The 16,826-nt window shown below is 61.3% G+C and carries 16 protein-coding genes; 9 read left to right on the top strand and 7 right to left on the bottom strand.

The features are described 5' to 3' along the window. Positions 1 to 26: 26 nt before the first annotated feature. Complete coding sequence (locus tag QMG25_RS14455) at positions 27 to 1,691, bottom strand: MDR family MFS transporter (protein WP_283461396.1); 1,665 nt, start codon at positions 1,689 to 1,691, stop codon at positions 27 to 29. Then, positions 1,688 to 2,317, bottom strand: coding sequence for a TetR/AcrR family transcriptional regulator (locus tag QMG25_RS14450; protein WP_283461394.1), 630 nt, complete (start codon positions 2,315 to 2,317; stop codon positions 1,688 to 1,690). Before QMG25_RS14450 ends, QMG25_RS14455 begins: the two co-directional genes overlap by 4 nt. A 297-nt stretch (positions 2,318 to 2,614) precedes the next feature. On the opposite strand from QMG25_RS14450, the gene QMG25_RS14445 reads away from it, so the two are divergent. Genes QMG25_RS14445 through QMG25_RS14430 form a run of 4 tightly spaced genes read left to right on the top strand, consistent with a single transcriptional unit; the run spans position 2,615 to position 6,676 of the window. Beyond that, complete coding sequence (locus QMG25_RS14445; RefSeq protein WP_283461392.1) at positions 2,615 to 3,406, top strand: IclR family transcriptional regulator; 792 nt, start codon at positions 2,615 to 2,617, stop codon at positions 3,404 to 3,406. Continuing rightward, a complete protein-coding gene (hutG, locus tag QMG25_RS14440) occupies positions 3,403 to 4,431 on the top strand; it encodes a formimidoylglutamase (protein WP_283461390.1) in 1,029 nt (342 codons plus the stop codon). The genes QMG25_RS14445 and hutG overlap by 4 nt, the downstream gene beginning before the upstream one ends. Further along, positions 4,428 to 5,945 (top strand): ABC transporter substrate-binding protein/permease, encoded by a 1,518-nt coding sequence (locus QMG25_RS14435; protein WP_283461389.1) that lies wholly within the window; start codon positions 4,428 to 4,430, stop codon positions 5,943 to 5,945. The genes hutG and QMG25_RS14435 overlap by 4 nt, the downstream gene beginning before the upstream one ends. Then, complete coding sequence (locus QMG25_RS14430) at positions 5,945 to 6,676, top strand: amino acid ABC transporter ATP-binding protein (RefSeq protein WP_283461388.1); 732 nt, start codon at positions 5,945 to 5,947, stop codon at positions 6,674 to 6,676. Before QMG25_RS14435 ends, QMG25_RS14430 begins: the two co-directional genes overlap by 1 nt. Before the next feature lie 30 nt (positions 6,677 to 6,706). Here the strand turns inward: QMG25_RS14430 and QMG25_RS14425 are convergent, their stop codons facing one another. The 4 genes from QMG25_RS14425 to bcp all read right to left on the bottom strand — a co-directional run bounded on the left by QMG25_RS14425 (position 6,707) and on the right by bcp (position 11,356). Then, a complete protein-coding gene (locus tag QMG25_RS14425; protein WP_283461386.1) occupies positions 6,707 to 7,531 on the bottom strand; it encodes an enoyl-CoA hydratase/isomerase family protein in 825 nt (274 codons plus the stop codon). Continuing rightward, entirely contained in the window at positions 7,524 to 8,921 is a 1,398-nt protein-coding gene (locus QMG25_RS14420) for a CaiB/BaiF CoA transferase family protein (protein WP_283461383.1), read from the bottom strand. The genes QMG25_RS14425 and QMG25_RS14420 overlap by 8 nt, the downstream gene beginning before the upstream one ends. Next, on the bottom strand, positions 8,914 to 10,449 hold the full coding sequence (locus QMG25_RS14415; RefSeq protein WP_283461381.1) for an aldehyde dehydrogenase family protein: 1,536 nt from the start codon (positions 10,447 to 10,449) through the stop codon (positions 8,914 to 8,916). Before QMG25_RS14415 ends, QMG25_RS14420 begins: the two co-directional genes overlap by 8 nt. Positions 10,450 to 10,888: 439 nt before the next feature. Further along, positions 10,889 to 11,356, bottom strand: coding sequence for a thioredoxin-dependent thiol peroxidase (bcp, locus tag QMG25_RS14410; protein WP_283461379.1), 468 nt, complete (start codon positions 11,354 to 11,356; stop codon positions 10,889 to 10,891). A 289-nt stretch (positions 11,357 to 11,645) separates the two neighbouring features. Between bcp and uraD the strand changes: the two genes are divergently transcribed. The 4 genes from uraD to QMG25_RS14390 all read left to right on the top strand — a co-directional run bounded on the left by uraD (position 11,646) and on the right by QMG25_RS14390 (position 15,021). Next, positions 11,646 to 12,143, top strand: a complete 498-nt coding sequence (gene uraD / locus QMG25_RS14405) for a 2-oxo-4-hydroxy-4-carboxy-5-ureidoimidazoline decarboxylase (RefSeq protein ID WP_283461518.1) — start codon at positions 11,646 to 11,648, stop codon at positions 12,141 to 12,143. Then, positions 12,140 to 12,481, top strand: coding sequence for a hydroxyisourate hydrolase (uraH, locus tag QMG25_RS14400; RefSeq protein ID WP_283461377.1), 342 nt, complete (start codon positions 12,140 to 12,142; stop codon positions 12,479 to 12,481). Before uraD ends, uraH begins: the two co-directional genes overlap by 4 nt. A 3-nt stretch (positions 12,482 to 12,484) precedes the next feature. Then, positions 12,485 to 13,396, top strand: coding sequence for a factor-independent urate hydroxylase (gene pucL, locus QMG25_RS14395; RefSeq protein WP_283461375.1), 912 nt, complete (start codon positions 12,485 to 12,487; stop codon positions 13,394 to 13,396). A gap of 140 nt (positions 13,397 to 13,536) precedes the next feature. Continuing rightward, the gene (locus QMG25_RS14390) at positions 13,537 to 15,021 is read left to right on the top strand and encodes a nucleobase:cation symporter-2 family protein (protein ID WP_283461373.1); all 1,485 of its coding nucleotides are present in this window, start codon (positions 13,537 to 13,539) and stop codon (positions 15,019 to 15,021) included. A gap of 415 nt (positions 15,022 to 15,436) precedes the next feature. Here QMG25_RS14390 and QMG25_RS14385 read toward each other — a convergent pair whose 3' ends face one another. Continuing rightward, entirely contained in the window at positions 15,437 to 16,231 is a 795-nt protein-coding gene (locus QMG25_RS14385) for an SDR family oxidoreductase (protein ID WP_283461371.1), read from the bottom strand. Positions 16,232 to 16,651: 420 nt separating this feature from the next. Between QMG25_RS14385 and QMG25_RS20600 the strand changes: the two genes are divergently transcribed. Next, positions 16,652 to 16,826: pyruvate dehydrogenase E1 component-related protein (locus tag QMG25_RS20600; RefSeq protein ID WP_502866419.1), on the top strand; the 175-nt coding region annotated here is incomplete at its 3' end.

The raw sequence follows: 16,826 nt of genomic DNA, 5'->3' as shown, positions 1-16,826 counted from the left end.
GCGCAAGAACGCGATGCTGCCGTTGCCTACTTGCGCGGCGGCGAGGCCGGCGATTCGGCTGATTCGGAGGCGACGGCGTCGTGCGTGATGTCCTGCTCAAACTCAGCCATCCGCTCGGGAGCGACGTCAATGATCTTCTCTCTATCGGACTTCGTTTCGAGCGCAATTTCCTTCACGAAGCACAGCACAATCGCGGCAAGCAGAGCCAGCGGGACCATGAAGAGGAACAGCGGGATCAAGGCTTCGTTGTAGGACTCGATGATCAGGGACTTGACGGGTTCGGGCATGCTGTTCACCAGGTGCGGGGTGAAGGAGCTGGCTCCGGCGCCACCGGTACCGCCGGGGATCTTTTCCGCGATGAGATCGTACAGTCGTGTGGCAAACATGGCGCCAACAACGGCCGAGCCCAGCGTGGCACCGACCTGGCGGAAGTAGTTCTGCCCGGCCGTGGCCGTTCCAACAAACTTCAGCGGGAAGGAGTTTTGCGCCACCAGCGTGAGGATCTGCATGCTGGCACCCAGGCCGATGCCCATGACACCCAAGTAGATGCAGATGAAGTAGATCGGGGTGCCGGTGGAGACCGTGGAGAGCAGCAGAAGTGCCAAGGCGAGGATCGCGCTGCCCACAATGGGGGCAACCTTGTAGCGGCCCGTGGTGGAGACGCGGCGGCCCACCACAACCGAGACAATCAGCATGCAAGACATCATGGGAATCATCAGCAGGCCGGCTTCAGCGGCGGAGAAGCCCGTGGCCATCTGCAGGTAGGTGGGCATGTAGCCGATGGCGCCGAACATGGCGATACCCGTCAGCAGGCCGGCGATGGTAGTCAGGACAAAGTTGCGGTTCTTGAACAACAGCATGGGCATGACCGGCTCGGAAACGCGATTTTCCACAATGACAAAGAGGGTTCCTGTCACTACGGCGGCGATGGCAAGCCCGATGATTTGCGGGGAGTTCCAGTCATACTGCGTACCGCCCCACGTGCCGACCAGGACCAGGGCCGTGGTGGCCAAGGCAATGAGCATCATGCCCACGTAGTCGATCTTCGGACGCGTGGCATGGACCTTGCGGGGAACATGCAACAAGAAGATGGTGGCCGCAATGGCCAGGAGCGCCAGCGGCACGTTCATCCAGAACGCCCAGCGCCACCCCGGGCCCTCGGTCAAGCCGCCACCAATGAGCGGCCCGGCAACGGAGGAGAACGCGAAGACGCCGCCCATGATGCCCATGTACTTGCCGCGTTCGCGGGCCGGCACAACGTCGGCGATAGTGGCCTGCGAGAGGATCATCAAACCGCCACCACCAAGGCCCTGGACCACGCGAGCAATGATGAGCACGTTCATGTCGTTCGCCAGGGCACCAATGACAGAGCCAACAAGGAATATTGAAATCGCGAACAGCAGCATGGGCTTGCGGCCCAACAGATCCCCGAGCTTGCCGTAGACGGGCATCATGATGGTGGAGGCGAGGATGAAGGCCGTAATGACCCAGGCCATGTGTTCGACGCCGGAGAGCTCACCAACGATGGTGGGCAGTGCACTGGAAAGCACTGTCTGGTTCAGCGATGCCAGCAACATCGTCACCATCAGGCCGGCGAAGAGGAGGACGATGTTGCGCTTTTCGCTGTGGTCGGGGTGCCCGTGGGCCGCAGGGGCGGCTGGGACTGCGGCTTTTATTTTGGTGGAACTCATAACGTTGCCTTAATGGTGTCTCTAAAAATTTCTATGGCCTCTTGCACGGCCGGGCTTTGCTCGTTGGTGGTTGCACTTGGATCCTTGGCGAAGGCGAACCGCATGACGGTTCCTGCCAGCATCAACAAGGCCAGCGCGGAGTCCCGGCCGGGAGGCAGTCCTGACCAGGATTGCTCCTGGGGACCATTGGGATAGCGTTCCAGCAGCACGGCCTCAACCAATTCCTCGCAGGCTCGCAGATGCGAGACCAGGCTCCTGGCCAGTTCCGGATGCTGTTTCTTCAGGATCATGCGCCGCTCTGTGCGCGAGGCCTCGGGAAACATGGAACGGATGACGGTAACCATGAGGTGGACCGTCCGTCCGAAGAGGTCCCCGGTCCCGCCAGCGCGGAAGTCGGCGATGGTTTCCTCGGAGAGGGTGGGCGCTTGGACGCCCAGGATGGCGTCTTCCTTGGTGGGGAAATAGTTGAAGAAGGTGCGCTTGGAAACTCCTGCGGCTTCGGAGATGGCTTCAACCGTGGTGTTTGCCAGGCCGTGTTCACAAGCAAGGCTCGAAGCCTGGTCGTGGATCAGGGCCCAGGTGTCAAGGCGGTTGCGCTCGCGCAGGCTAACAGGAGTTTTATGCATGACTACAGTTTATGCACTCACGCACAAGTTGCACAACTGCAAACTTTACATCTGTGCATGTTTTACATCACAGGCTGGTCGGACGAATCCAGCTGAACTGCGGAGTTTCCTTGGCAAGTACCGCGCTCCAGCCTTCCGTGGTCGCCCGCTTTCGGCGCACAACAACGTCCCCATCCGGTCACTGACGAAGAAGGAGACTCTGACAACTGGCAAATAACCCACTGCATGGCAAAGAGATTCCCAATTTATGGGAATTAACTCTTTTCACTTGTGACTACGGACACTAACGTCGCTTTCATGTTTGAACGACGACCCACCCCAGTTGGCGATGCACGTGGAGTGCAAGAGACAGCCGAGCAACCATCCGCGGCGCAATCGCGCGTTCTAGAGATACTGTTGCAGTTTGCGCAGCTTCAGGTCCTAACGGCCGCGCAGGTTTCGGCACGCACGGGCATCCCGTCCAGTGCAGTGTATCGACACCTGTCCGCACTGATCCAGACCGGATTGTTGGCTCCGGCCAACAGCCGCAGCCAGTTTTCTGCTGGTCCGGCAACCCTCCAACTGGCCGCCAACTTCCGTCAGGAAACCACTGTCGCCAGCCACATCAGTACCAAGCTGCAGCAACTGGCCAACGAAACCCAGGAGTTGGCCGCCTACTTGGTTGTCAACGGAAACCAGGCCCTCTGCGTGGAAGCCGCGGAAGGTCCGCAAATGCTTCGCTGCAGCTACTCGGCCGGGCTGTCCCAGCCGTTGCACCGCGGCGCCAGCGCTCTGTCCCTGCTGGCCCACCTGACGGATGCAGAGCGAGCCGAGAGAATATCCGTCCTTGAATTGGACGCTGCTGACAACGAATCACTGCGCCGCGACCTGGACATTACGGCCGCACGCGGCTTTGCACTGAGCCAAGGCGCCGTTGATTCAGGCGTTTGGGGCGTCAGCTTCCCGATTTTTAACGCTTTAGGGCGGCTCTCCGGCACCCTCAGCACCATGGCACCATCTGTCCGCGCCATCCGAAATGAAAAACGGCTTATTGCCGTCACACGTGCAGCCGCCCTCATACTCAACACAGCGAAAAAGGGACTCCAATGACCCACGAACTGACCCCCTCCTCATGGACCGGACGCGACGACGGACCCGGGCCAGAACGCCGCCGCTGGCATCATGCCATCAACGAATCCCTGTCCCCTGCCGGCTCCAATTTGCCACCTCTTGCTCCACATGGCGGAATTGCCGTGATCGGGTTCCAAAGCGACGAAGGTGTGCGCCGCAACAGGGGCCGCGTCGGCGCAGCCAAGGCTCCTGCTGTCATCCGCGACGCGCTGGCATCACTGTCAGCGCCGGCAGAACTCACCGCCTGCGACCTTGGCGACATCACCGTCGCCGACGGGGCCATGGAAGCGGGTCAGCAGCGGCTTGGCCTGTCGGTTGCCGCCGCCTTGCAAGCCGGGCAATTGCCGGTGGTCCTGGGCGGAGGGCATGAAACAGCGTTTGGCAGCTACCTGGGTCTGGCTGGGTCCGGAACGCTGGCAGGAAAGCACTTGGGGATCATCAACCTGGACGCTCACTTTGACCTGAGGACAGACCCTGTCCCGTCTTCCGGCACACCGTTCCGCCAAATCGCCGAAGCCGAGCTGGCTGCCGGACGCGACTTCACCTATCGGGTCCTGGGCATCAGCGAAGCAAACAACACGCTGGAACTGTTCAGGACGGCGTCGGCCCTGAACGTACAACATATGTTCGATGAGGACTGCTGCAGCTCCGGGCTGCCTGCCGTCAAGGAGTTTGTGCACAACTTCCTGGGTGAGGTCGACGCCGTCTACCTCACCATCGACCTTGACGTCCTGCCCGCACACGTGGCCCCGGGAGTCAGCGCACCAGCCACGTTGGGCGTGCCGCTTGAGGTCATCCTGGCGGTCTGTCGCCAACTGGCCCGCTCCTCCAAACTGGTGCATGTGGACATCGTTGAACTGAATCCACGCTTTGACGTCGACGGCCGAACGGCCCGCACCGCGGCCCGGCTGGTCCACGCCATCGCCACCGAACACACGGCAGTCCTACCGAAGACGCCCGCCATCCCGGCGTCTTCACCCCAACCTGGAATTGAGTTCCTGTGAAAAACCTGTTCAACCGCCACCGTTTTTGGGCTATTCTGCTTGCTGTCCTGATCGCTATCACCGGCGTAGCTGCCCAGGCCGCTACAGCTGCACCCTCCGCCGACCCTTCGGCGGCGCCGCAAAGTTCGGTCAAGCTCAATGATCTGCAGTCGGGGAAGCTCACGCTGCGGGTCGGCACCGACGCGACGTTCCCGCCATTTGAGTTCACTGACGCCAATGGCGAGAAGATGGGCTTTGACATTGACTTGGTCCGGGCGCTGGCCAAGGAATCGGGCATCAAGAACGTTGAGTTCATCCAGATGCCGTTTGGCAACATCGTCCCGGCGCTGCAGGCCAACCAGATCGATGTGGGCGCCTCCGCCATCTACATCAGTGACGAGCGGGCCAAGGCCATCAACTTTTCCGAGGTGTATTATCCCGGTGGCCTGGCCATCTTCGTCGACGAGGACAACACGAATGTGACCTCACTGGCCGATCTTGTCGGGAAAAAGGTTGCCGTGCAAGTGGGCACAAAATCCGTGGAATGGCTGGAGCAAAACCAGCCCAAGGCACATTTGGTGCAGGTGCAGACCAACGACCAAATGTTCACGTCCGTAAAGCTGGGCCAGGCCGACGCCGTGGTCACCGGCCAGCCCGGAGGGCGGTACTTCATCCACCAGCAGGGTGGCCTGAAACAGGTGGGCGGACGGCTCACCAATGAAAACTACGGGTATGCCTTCCAAAAATCCGATACGGCCATCCGGGACGTTTTCAACTCCTCCCTGGCGACGCTGAAGTCCAATGGCGCGTATGACAAGCTCACGTCCAAGTGGTTCGGCGACGAAGCCACGGCAGTCACCGGCCCGGCCAAGGCCCATGGACTGATCAACATCTCCTCCATCACCAACTCTGCCCTCCCGCTGTGGAACGGTTTTGTCACCACCATGGAAATCATCGGCATGTCCTTGGTGCTGAGCCTGACGTTCGGCATGCTGGGAGGCTTTGCGAAGTTGTCCAAAATCACCCCCATCCGCTGGGTCGGCACGGCCTATGTGTCCGTCATTCGCGGCACGCCGTTCATTGTGCAGCTGTTCCTGATTTACTTTGGCCTACCGCAACTTGGCTTGCAGCTGCAGCCTCTGGTGGCCGGAGTCTTTGCCTTGGGCCTGTACAGCGGTTCCTACGTGACAGAGATTGTCCGCGGTGCCATCCAGTCCGTGGACAAGGGACAGATGGAAGCGGCACGCTCCTGCGGCATGAGCTCCGGCGCTGCACTGCGACACATCATCATCCCGCAAGCATTCCTTCGCATGCTCCCACCGTTGGGCAATGAGTTTGTCTCCCTGACCAAAAACTCGGCACTGGTGTCCTTCGTGACCATCAGTGAATTGTTCCTAGTAGGCCAAACCATTATCTCGCGCACCTTCGACGCCCTAACCGTCTATATCTTCATAGGTCTGGTCTACTACATCATCACCAACATCATCGGCTTCATCGCCAACACCCTCGAAAAGAAACTGGCGGTTTACATCTAATGGCACTCCTTTCGACCAAGTCCATCACGAAGACCTTCGGCACGCTTGAGGTGCTCAAGGGGATCGACTTCACCATAGAGCCGGGCGAGGTGGTTGCCGTCATTGGTCCTAGTGGCGGCGGCAAATCAACGTTCCTGCGCTGCCTGAACCTGTTGGAGACACCCACGTCCGGGCAGGTCTTGTTTGACGGCGAGGACTTACTTGCACCAAAAGTTGATCTGGACCGCTTACGCTCGCGCATGGGTATGGTGTTCCAACAGTTCAACCTGTTCCACAACCTGACGGCGCTGCGCAACGTGATGCTGCCTCAGATGAACGTGTTGGGGAAGAGTAAAGCCGAAGCAGAGGCCCATGCCATGGAGCTGCTGGAAAAAGTGGGCATGACGCATCGCGCCACCGCCTACCCCAGCCAACTCTCCGGAGGGCAGAAGCAACGCATCGCCATTGCCCGTGCCGTCGCCATGAGCCCCAAGCTCATGCTCTTCGACGAGCCGACCAGCGCCTTGGACCCCGAGGTGGTCAACGACGTCCTGGACGTAATGACAGACTTGGCCAAACAGGGCATGACAATGATCGTGGTGACGCACGAAATGGGCTTTGCAAGAAAAGTTGCCGATCGTGTGGTCTTCGTCGATGGCGGCGTGATTGCCGCGGATATGCCTCCAGAGGAGTTTTTTGCCGACGACAACGCCAATCCGCGTGTCCGGGACTTCCTGAACAAAGTTCTATAGGTTTCCGGGTCAGCCCTGCTGGCCCGGAAATTATTCGGATGTACGCACCCAGGTGAAGTGCGGTGTCTTCTTGGCCAGGAACGCCGCGACTCCAATAGCGGCATCTTCGCCGACCGCCATTTCCCGCTGCCAATGGAGGTTCCGTTCAGCCAGGGCGGCAGCACTCCCGGCAGCACCCACAGCATCGCCGCCGATGAGGTTGATGAGATCCTTTTGAGCCCGAATGGAGAACTGCGAGCCCGAAGCCAAGCGGAGGGCAAACGCCGCAACGTCGTCCCAAAAGGCATGCGTGGGGAGCACCTTCGTGGCCAGGCCCAGCCCCAGCGCTTCCCCGGCCGCCACAAAGTCACCTGTGAACAACAGGTATTTGGCCGTTGCCGGACCCACCAGCTGCACCAGCCGCTTGATTCCGGACAGGGGGTAGACAATGCCGATCTTGGCGGGTGTGATGCCGTAGACGGCGCGTTCGGAGGCCAGCCGGAGGTCGCAGGCACCGGCGATCTGCCACCCTCCGCCCACACAGTAGCCGTCGATGGCGGCGATGGTCGGCTTGGGGAAGGCGGCCAAGGCTTCCTCAGCCACGGTGATGTCGCCCCCGTCCTCTTGCACTGTGGCCGGGTCGTGCAGGATCTTTTGCACGGAGGCGATGTCGGCTCCGGCGGAGAAGTGGTCCCCGGCACCGCGCACCACCAGCACCTTCACGGTGTCGTCATCCGCCAACTGTGCAAGCAGCGGCGGAAGCTGGCGCCACATGTCCTGTGTCAGGGCGTTGCGCATAACGGGATTGTCAAGGACCAGCACCGCCACCGGGCCACGACGATCCACCGTCACGGCACCCGTCCGCCGCTCATCCATGATGTTCGCTCCCCCCAAGCGAGGCGGTTCCCCTAGGCGCAACGGTTCCTTCCCGCCCGGCGGGGTTGCCGGCGTCGTACACCACGCCCGCTTCCACCAAGCCGGCAATCTGTGCCGCGCTCAGCCCCAGCCCCTCCAGGATCCCCAGCGTGTCCTGGCCCAGTGCCGGCGGCGCTTTGGCCACTTGCGGGGCCCGGCCGTTGATCGAGACGGGCCCGCGCAGCAGCGGCAGGACGGTGCCGTCGCTGCGGTGAACGGTTTGGACCATCGCCAGGTGCTTGACCTGCGGGTCGGCGAACGCCTGCGCGTAGTTGTAGATGGGCCCGGCCGGGATGCCCGCGGCTTTGAGCCGGGCCAGCCACTGCGCCGCGGTTTGCCCGGCGAGCAACCCGTCGATCAGCAGGCGCAGCTCCTCACTGTGCGCCGTGCGCAGCCTGCTCGTGGCGTAGTCGGGGTGCTCGGCCAGCTCGGGGCTGCCCAGCAGCTCGCACAGCTGCACCCACTGCTTTTCACTGCCGACCGCCATGATGAGCGGGATGTCGCCGGTCTGAAATACCCCGTACGGGGACAGCACGGGGTGGTTGTTGCCGCGCGGCACCGGCACCTCCCCCGTGCTGAGGAACTGCTGGCCTTGGAAGGCGGAGAGCGAGAGCCCGGTTTCCAACAACGACGCCGAAACGGCACTCCCAGCCCCGCCCGCCTTTCTGCCGACCAGGGACGCGGCAATGCCAAAGGCCGTGTAGATTCCGGTGACAAGGTCCACGATGGGCACGCCCACCCTGTACATGTGCTCGGCGTCGAGACCGGTGACGGACATCAGCCCGGACATGCCTTGCGCCACCTGGTCCAGGCCGGCCGCCTGGCTCAGTGGCCCGGTGGCGCCAAAACCCGTGACCGAGGCAATGATCAGCCCCGGTTTGGCTGCCCGCAGCAACTCCGGGTCGAGGCCGGTGGAGGCCAGCACGCCGGGGCGGAAGTTCTCAATCAGCACATCGCTGGCCAGTGCGAGCTCCCACAACAGCTTCTTGCCTGCCGCTGAATAGAAATCCACCGCCACGGAACTCTTTCCGCGGTTGACCGAGTCGAAATACAACGAGTGTTCGCCGTCGAAGGGTGCCCAGCTCCGGGAGGAATCCCCTCCCTTGATGCTTTCCACCTTCGTCACCTCGGCGCCCATGTCACCAAGCAGGGAGGCGGCATAAGGGCCGGCGAGCGCGCGGGAGAGGTCCATGACCTTGATGCCGGCCAGTGGCAGCTCCGACCCGGGCGGCACCTGCCCAAGCCGCTCCTGGCCCAGTGCATCCGCCCCAGGAGTCTCCCGCCCGGGCGCCCCGGCCTCGGGCGACCCGGCCTCAGGCGCCCCACCCCCAGCCATCTCATCCTCAGGCACGGGGTCCGCCGGCGCCTGGCATGCGAAGTTTCACGTTGATTTGCTTGGTCTGCGTGAATCCGGCCAGCATGCCTTCGAGGGAAACTTCCCTGCCAATCCCGCTTTGCTTGTAGCCGCCGTACGACTGCCCCGGCACTTGCCCTCCCCCTTGGTTGACCTGCACCCACCCGGCCTCGATGCGGTGCGCGGTGGTCAGTGCCTCGTCAAGGTTGTGGCTGAATACGTACGCTGCCAGCCCGTAGTTGGTGTCATTGGCCATGTCCACGACTTCATCGACGCGGCGCCACGGGATAGCCAGCAGCACCGGGCCGAAGATCTCCTCCCGGGCGATCCTGAACTCGTTCGTAGCCCCCGTAAACAGGGTGGGCAGGTGATAGTAGCCTTCCGTCAACGGGCCCGACGCCGGCTCCTCCCCGCCGATCACAGCCTTCATGCCGGCGGTGGTGCGGCCCTCTTTCAGGTATCCACTGATGGCCGTGTGCTGTTTGGCGTTGATGACGGCGCCGATGTCGGAGGATTCCTCCAGCGGGTCGCCCACCTTCATGGCCCCCAGCCGCTCGCCGAGCGTGCCGACGAGCTCGTCGAAAATGTCGGCGTGGATGTAGAGCCGGGACCCTGCCGTGCAACTTTGTCCCTGTCGGGCGAAGCGGGAGGCGAGCAGCAGGCTTTGGAGGAGTTCGTCGTCGTCCTTGCCTCCTGTCCACGCATCGGGGAAGACAATCGAGGGGTTCTTCCCGCCCAATTCCAGCGATTGGTGGGCCAACCGCTCCCCCGCCTGGGCGCCCACTTGGCGGCCCACCTTGGTGGAGCCGGTGAAGGAGACCTTGTCCACGCCCGGGTGGAGCGCCAGCGCGGAGCCGATCAGTTCGCCGGTGCCGGTGAGCGTGTTCACCACACCGGCAGGCAGGTGCTTGTTGCAGACCTCGGCCAACAGCAACAGGCTCAACGGCGCTTCGTTGGCAGCCTTGACGATGACGGTGTTGCCGGTTGCCAGCGCTGCGGGGATCTTGAACGCTGCGATCAGCAGCGGGGAATTCCACGGCAAGATGGCCGCCACCACGCCCAGCGGCTCCAAGCGGGTGTACTGCAGCTGGTCCTCGCCGGCAGGCAGCGTGGTTCCCTTCACTTCGGCAGCAGCGCCGGCAAAGTAGCGGAACATGGCCACAAGCGAGACGACTTCGGGGCGTGCCTGGGTGCGCAGTGCGTTGCCGGTGTCCAAGGCAGTGAGATGGGCGAACTCTTCCGTGCGCCGCTCCACTTCGTCGGCGATGGCCAACAGGGCCGCGGCACGGGCTGAAAAGTGCAGCGACCGCCAGGCCGGAAACGCCGCCCGTGCCGCGGCAACCGCAACGTCCACATCCTCGGGCGTGCCGGCCGGAACGCGGGCAATGACGGTTTCACGCCGGGCCGGGTTGTTGACATCGTGCCATTGCCCCGCAACGGAGGGAACCGGCTCGCCATTGACCCACATGGGGTGGTCGCGGACGGTCCAGTCCGAGCCGGGATGGGCGGATGTTTGTGCTGTCATGACCAAAGCCCCTTTGCTTCACCAAAAAACACGTGCTTCAAGCTTTGCGCTTCGCTGCCTTGCGGCCGTTGCCGCGCACAGCTCAACTGTCACACCCGCGCGCCTTGCATGCAAGCATTCACTGCCGAGTCGGCCCGGGTGCGGCACGCCCAGCCATGGGCTCGGAGGTGCGGAAGGTTTCCATGACGGCTCCTTGATGCAGACCCATAATACAGAGGGAAGAAGAGGGTAAGGAGGAACCCTGGCACCCGTTCACTGGAATTGCAGCGGCAGCCCATTGCCGTCGCGACCGCGGGGATCGTGTATTGACACAAAAAAATGCCGCCGCTTCCACGCCTGCTCCAGGGATTCAGCCCTGGTGCAGGTGCGGAAGCGGCGGCATTGTCCAAACCGCAGGCTTTTACGAGCCTTGGTTACAAGCTTTGGCTCCAGGCGTTTGCTACAGGCCCAGCTCGGTGCGCAGACGCGATACGTGGCCGTCTGCGGCCACGTTGTATTCAGCGCTGCGCACTGTTCCGTCGGCGTTGAGCACAACAGTGGAACGCAACGTTCCAATCATCTTGTTGCCGTTCACGACCTTCTCGCCCCATGCGCCCCATGCTTCAGCAACTGCATGCTCGGCGTCGGAAAGGAGCGGGAAATTCAGGTCGAATTCCTCGGCAAAGGCGGTCAATGCTTCCTGTGGGTCCGTGGAGATGCCAACGACATCCACCCCGCCCGCCTTCAGTGCAGCAAGGCTGTCGCGGAAGTCGCATGCCTCGGTGGTGCAGCCGGGCGTTGCCGCCTTCGGGTAAAAGTACACAACAACCTGGCGACCGGCAAAGTCGGACAGGTTGACGTCCTTGCCATTGGCATCAGGAAGGGTGAAGCCGGGAGCGCTCTGGCCGGGCGTAAGTTGAGTTGACATGTCTCTCCAATAATTTCGTCACGTGGAATTGAAATATTGCTCTACGGAATAAGTTTAGAGTCGGCATCGCGTGGCGTCAACGTCGCCGCCAATACTGGGCAAACTGCCCGGATCGGGCAACGCATCATGCCCAGCCTGCGGAAGGTAGGGGATCTTGTGATTGACATCTCGGCTGTGATGCGGTTCACTATTCATATGCTGAAATAACAGTTCCACGATACGAAAATAAATACTCTTTCGTATAGCCGACACCGTGGATGCCAGCAAAGACCCGCAAGGACTGCACACCATGCAGCTTGAAGAGTTTAATGAAGCACAGCCAGCAGAGCTGATGACTGTACTTCGCCCGTGTATCGATATTGAACGTTGGTGCCTCGGCATTGTCGCGGCTCGCCCGTTCGCCGATCTCCAGCAGCTCCTCGACTGCGCCACAACAGTCGCGGATCCTTTTACCGCAGCAGAAGTGGATTCTGCGATGGCCCACCATCCCCGGATCGGTGAGCGTGCAGCAGGCCCCAGCACAGAAGCCAACCTGTCCCGCAAGGAACAATCCGCCGTTGACCCCACCGACAGTGCCATCATCACAGCACTGGCAGAAGGCAACCGCGCCTACGAAGCCAAATTTGACCAAGTCTTCCTGATTCGGGCCGCTGGACGGACACCGGAGGAAATCATTGACACCCTTCACCAGCGGATGAAAAACACCGCCGAAGAAGAAAACCTCATAGTTGCCCAGCAGCTGCGTGAAATCGCAGTGCTGCGGCTCGAAGGAGTGATGAGCGCGTGAGCGTCTCCCATATAACCACCCACATTCTGGATACCGCAGCAGGGAAACCCGCTGCAGGTGTCGCCGTCGAGCTTTACGCCCGCGACGGCGAGGCATGGTTCCAGATTGCGTCGGGCACCACTGATGCTGACGGGCGGGTGAAAGACCTTGGCCCCGAGCGACTGCAGAGCGGAAACTACCAACTGCGGTTCGACACGGGCGCCTACTTCGCCGGCATCAATTCGGACACCTTCTTCCCGGAGGTATCTCTGACCTTTACGGTCGAGGAAAGCCAGGAGCACTATCACGTGCCCCTGCTGCTAAGTCCATTCGCCTATTCAACATACAGAGGAAGTTAAATCATGACTGACAACAACATCATCTTGGGCGCCAACCAGTACGGCAAAGCCGAGGTCCGTCTGGTCAAGCTCACCCGCACGACCGACCGCCACGAGATCGAAGATCTCAACGTCACGTCCGAGGTTCGAGGCGACTTCAACGCAGCCCACATCGACGGCGACAACGCCCACGTTGTCCCCACCGACACGCAGAAGAACACCATCTACTCGTTCGCCCGTGACGGCGTCGGCTCACCGGAGGCATTCCTGCTTCGCCTGAGCAAGCACTTCACCAGCGAATTCGCATGGATCGACGGCGGCCGCTGGTCAGCCGAGCAGTACGGCTGGAACCGCATCCAGGCTGCCGGCAAGGCCCACGACCACTCGTTCGTCAAGAGCAACCAGGAAGTGCGCACCTCTGTCGTTGTCAAGGATGGCGACAAGACCCAGGTGCTGGCAGGCTTGAAGGACCTCACCGTCCTGAAGTCCACGCAGTCCGGCTTCGAAGGCTTCCCGGTGGACAAGTACACCACCTTGAAGGAGACCAGCGACCGGATTCTGGCCACCGACGTGGCAGCCCGCTGGCGCTTCAACCCGGAAGCCATCAACGCCGACTTCGACTTCAACAAGTCCTACGAAGACGTCAAGGCACTCCTGCTTGAAGGCTTCACCGAAGGCTTCTCGCACGCTCTCCAGAACACCCTGTTCGAAATGGGCAAGAAGGTTCTCAACGCACACCCGGAGATCGACGAGATCAAGTTCTCGATGCCGAACAAGCACCACTTCGTCGTTGACCTGTCCCACTTCGGCCAGGACAACCCCAACGAGGTCTTCTTCGCAGCAGACCGTCCGTACGGCCTGATCGAAGGAACCGTACTGCGTGAAAACGCATCGGATGCCGGCAACGTCTGGGATGGCGTCGCAGGCTTCTGCTAAGAAACACCGGGCTTCCATGAAGCCCATGACAGTACAGAACGAATAGTTGGGCGGGGGGCTTCGGCCCCCCGCTCAACTAGCACGGCAGCTCCCAAAGCGAGTTGCCGTTTGACACAGGTAAGCAGACAAGGAGGTCCGCTATGACCAAGGGTTCACGATCCGCCACCGTAGCAAAAACAGGTAGGCCAGAGGACGAAAAACTAGGAATTGGGGCAAGCTTTGCCTATGGATTCCAACACGTACTTACCATGTACGGCGGCATCATTGCCGTACCCCTGATTGTGGGCCAGGCCGCTGGCCTGGAACCCGGTGATATTGGGTTGCTCATTGCGGCATGCTTGTTCATGGGCGGTCTGGCAACTCTTCTGCAGACCATCGGCGTTCCGTTCTTCGGCTCCCAGCTTCCGCTGGTCCAAGGAGTCTCATTCGCCGGCGTGGCAACCATGGTGGCGATTGTGGATGGCGGCGGCGGAATCCAGAGCGTTTTTGGTGCCGTTATTGTCGCCTCATTGCTCGGTCTGGCGATCTCACCGATCTTCTCAAAAATCATTAGGTTCTTCCCCCCGGTGGTCACCGGCACCGTCATCACCGTCATCGGCCTGTCGCTGATGCCCGTGGCAGCAAGCTGGGCCATGGGTGGCAACCGGAAGGCTGAGGACTATGGCAGCGTCGCCAACATTGGCCTCGCCGCAGCGACGCTTGTCATTGTGCTGCTGCTGAGCAAGCTGGGCAGCAGCACCATCTCACGTCTTTCCATCCTGCTGGCCATCGTCATCGGAACCCTCATCGCCTTCTTGGTTGGAATGACGGACTTCTCCAAGGTGGGTGAAGGAGCCATTGTTGCATTCCCCACCCCGTTCCACTTGGGCATGCCGACATTCCACCTCGCTGCTATCATCTCGATGTTCATCGTCATTCTCGTTACCTTGGTCGAGACCTCTGCCGACATCCTAGCCGTCGCAGACATCGTGGACACCAAGGTTGACTCCCGCCGCCTCGGCGACGGCCTGCGTGCCGACATGATCTCCAGTGCCGTGGCCCCCGTATTCGGGTCCTTCACGCAGAGCGCCTTCGCCCAAAACGTGGGACTGGTCGCCGTCACCGGCATCAAGAGCCGCTTCGTGGTGGCCGCCGGCGGCGTCATTCTCGTAGTCTTGGGAATTCTGCCCATCATGGGCCGCGTCGTGGCAGCAGTGCCGCTGCCCGTCCTCGGTGGCGCAGGCATCGTGCTGTTCGGCACAGTTGCTGCCAGCGGCATCCGCACGCTCTCAACCGTCAGCTACAAGAACAACATGAACCTGATCATCGTTGCCACCTCCATCGGCGCCGGCATCATCCCCATCGCTGCACCGACGTTCTACGATCAGTTCCCGACCTGGTTCGCAACGATCTTCCACTCCGGCATCAGCTCCGCCGCCGTGGTGGCCATCTTGTTGAACCTGCTGTTCAACCACTTGAAGTTCGGCAACCCGGACAACCCGTCGGTGTTTGCTGCCGGCGGTGACCGGCTCATGCCGGCCGAGGTGGTGGATTGCCTGCAACACGGCGACCATTGGGCGGACGGCAAGCTCCTTGACGCCGACGACAATGAAATCCCGATCCGTGCCATCGAGGCCGACCACTAGGTCTGCTGTTCCCACGGACCCGTTCCGCAATGCTGCCGCCGTCCCCCTCCCGAGGGTACGGCGGCAGCGGCGTTTAACAATGCGGAGGGGGTCCCCGGTCCCCGTCTCATCGATTCCCCGCCCCTCGAAATCGAACGGGTAGTTGTTGGCAATGTTTTTCGCGGACACTGCAATCTACTGCCCGTTCGATTTTTGTTTGGAACTTTCCCAGTGGGAACTTAAAGAACGTGGGAACTTAAAGAACCACGGCGGCGACCCCCACCAGGGATCACCGCCGCCGTCAATTACCAACGCTCCTGCACCTTTAGGAGTGTTTTGCCGAACGCTCCCTCAGTCCGTGCCGGAGCGCTGCGCAATTGACCCCGGAATCTGCAGGAGCGTCGGGGAGGAGCAGGTCTGCCAGGCTGGCTACGCGTTAGCCGCGACCTACGAACGGCATGCCTGAAGCCGTGACCACAAGCTGGCCAATGTTGGCGCTGGCCGGCAGCCCCGCCATGAACAGGACGGTCCGGGCCGCTTCGGCCACGGGGAAGGTTGGCTCTACCAGCAGGCTGCCGTTAGCTTGCAGGGCGCCACTGGTGACGCCCAGGTCCGCCATGATGGCTGTGGCTGTGTTGCCAATGTCAATCTGGCCGCAACTAATGCCAAAGGCACGCCCATCCAATTCAATGGACTTGGTCAAGCCGCTGATGGCGTGCTTGCTCACCGTGTAGGCAGCGGACTTCGGTCGCGGGGAGTGCGCGGAAATGGAACCGTTGTTGATAATCCGTCCACCCTGGGGCTGCTGTGCCTTCATGGTGCGCATGGCGGCCGCGGCACAGATCATGGAACCGGTCAGATTGACGGCAAGGGTGGCATTCCAGTCAACCAGCGAGATCTCATCGACGGCCCCGCTGGGACCAAACATCCCTGCATTGTTGAAGAGCACATCGACACGTCCAAAGTGATCCACGGCCCGGCGGAAGAGATTCTCCACCTGCTCCGGATCGCAAACGTCGGTCGGAACGCACAAAGCACGTGAATTGCCCTGCGCCGCCTCCAGGAGCCCGGCTTCGCCGCGACCCGCCAGAACAACCCTGTAGCCCTCGGCAAGGGCTGCACGGACCACAGCCAGCCCTATGCCGGAACCGGCCCCAGTGACGAGCAGGACCTTGGAGGCATCTTGCCCCTGTCCCCCGGCGTGTGCCGACGGTGATGGTTCACTTCTCATGTCCGCTCCTTGATGATGGCTGCCATCGGGGATGACATTAAACCGGCTGTGGGTGGCTGGGCAAGCCACGGCCCGGCGGTGCGCGGGGCGGACGCAGCAGCATCATTCAGCTGTCAGGTGATGTTTTCAGCAAGTGCGAAACCGTTTTTGACATATGAAGTACATCATATGAGTCAGCTCACTGCGGGTCAAGCCGACGCGTGCGCATGACTAAAGGACGGATAGGTCTTGCATCCCTTGGATACACACAGTATTCTCAACATACAATATTTTGTTTTCATATGGTGATAATCATCTGATGGGGCCCTTATCAGGACTGCCCCACGCCTACGCCTCGTTCGACGGAGAACGCATGGCGGGCGGGACTACGTGCACCTCACCAAAGCGGAGGTGCAACGGCAACATGGAAAGAGGTATCCAGTGGTTCAGCGAGACGAAAACTCCCATATCCTTAGCGGGTTGACTAATCAGCTTCCTGATCGTGATCCGGAGGAGACTGCCGAGTGGCTTGAGTCTTTGGATTCGTTGATTCAGGATCGTGGCACGGAGCGTGCCCAGTTCATTATGCGTAGTTTGCTGCAGCGTGCTGGTGCGC

The sequence above is a fragment of the Arthrobacter sp. H35-D1 genome (assembly GCF_030063185.1).
In the GTDB taxonomy this organism is placed as follows: domain Bacteria; phylum Actinomycetota; class Actinomycetes; order Actinomycetales; family Micrococcaceae; genus Specibacter.
Note: the sequence above shows the minus strand (reverse complement) of the source record. Positions and strands in the feature narration are given on the sequence as shown.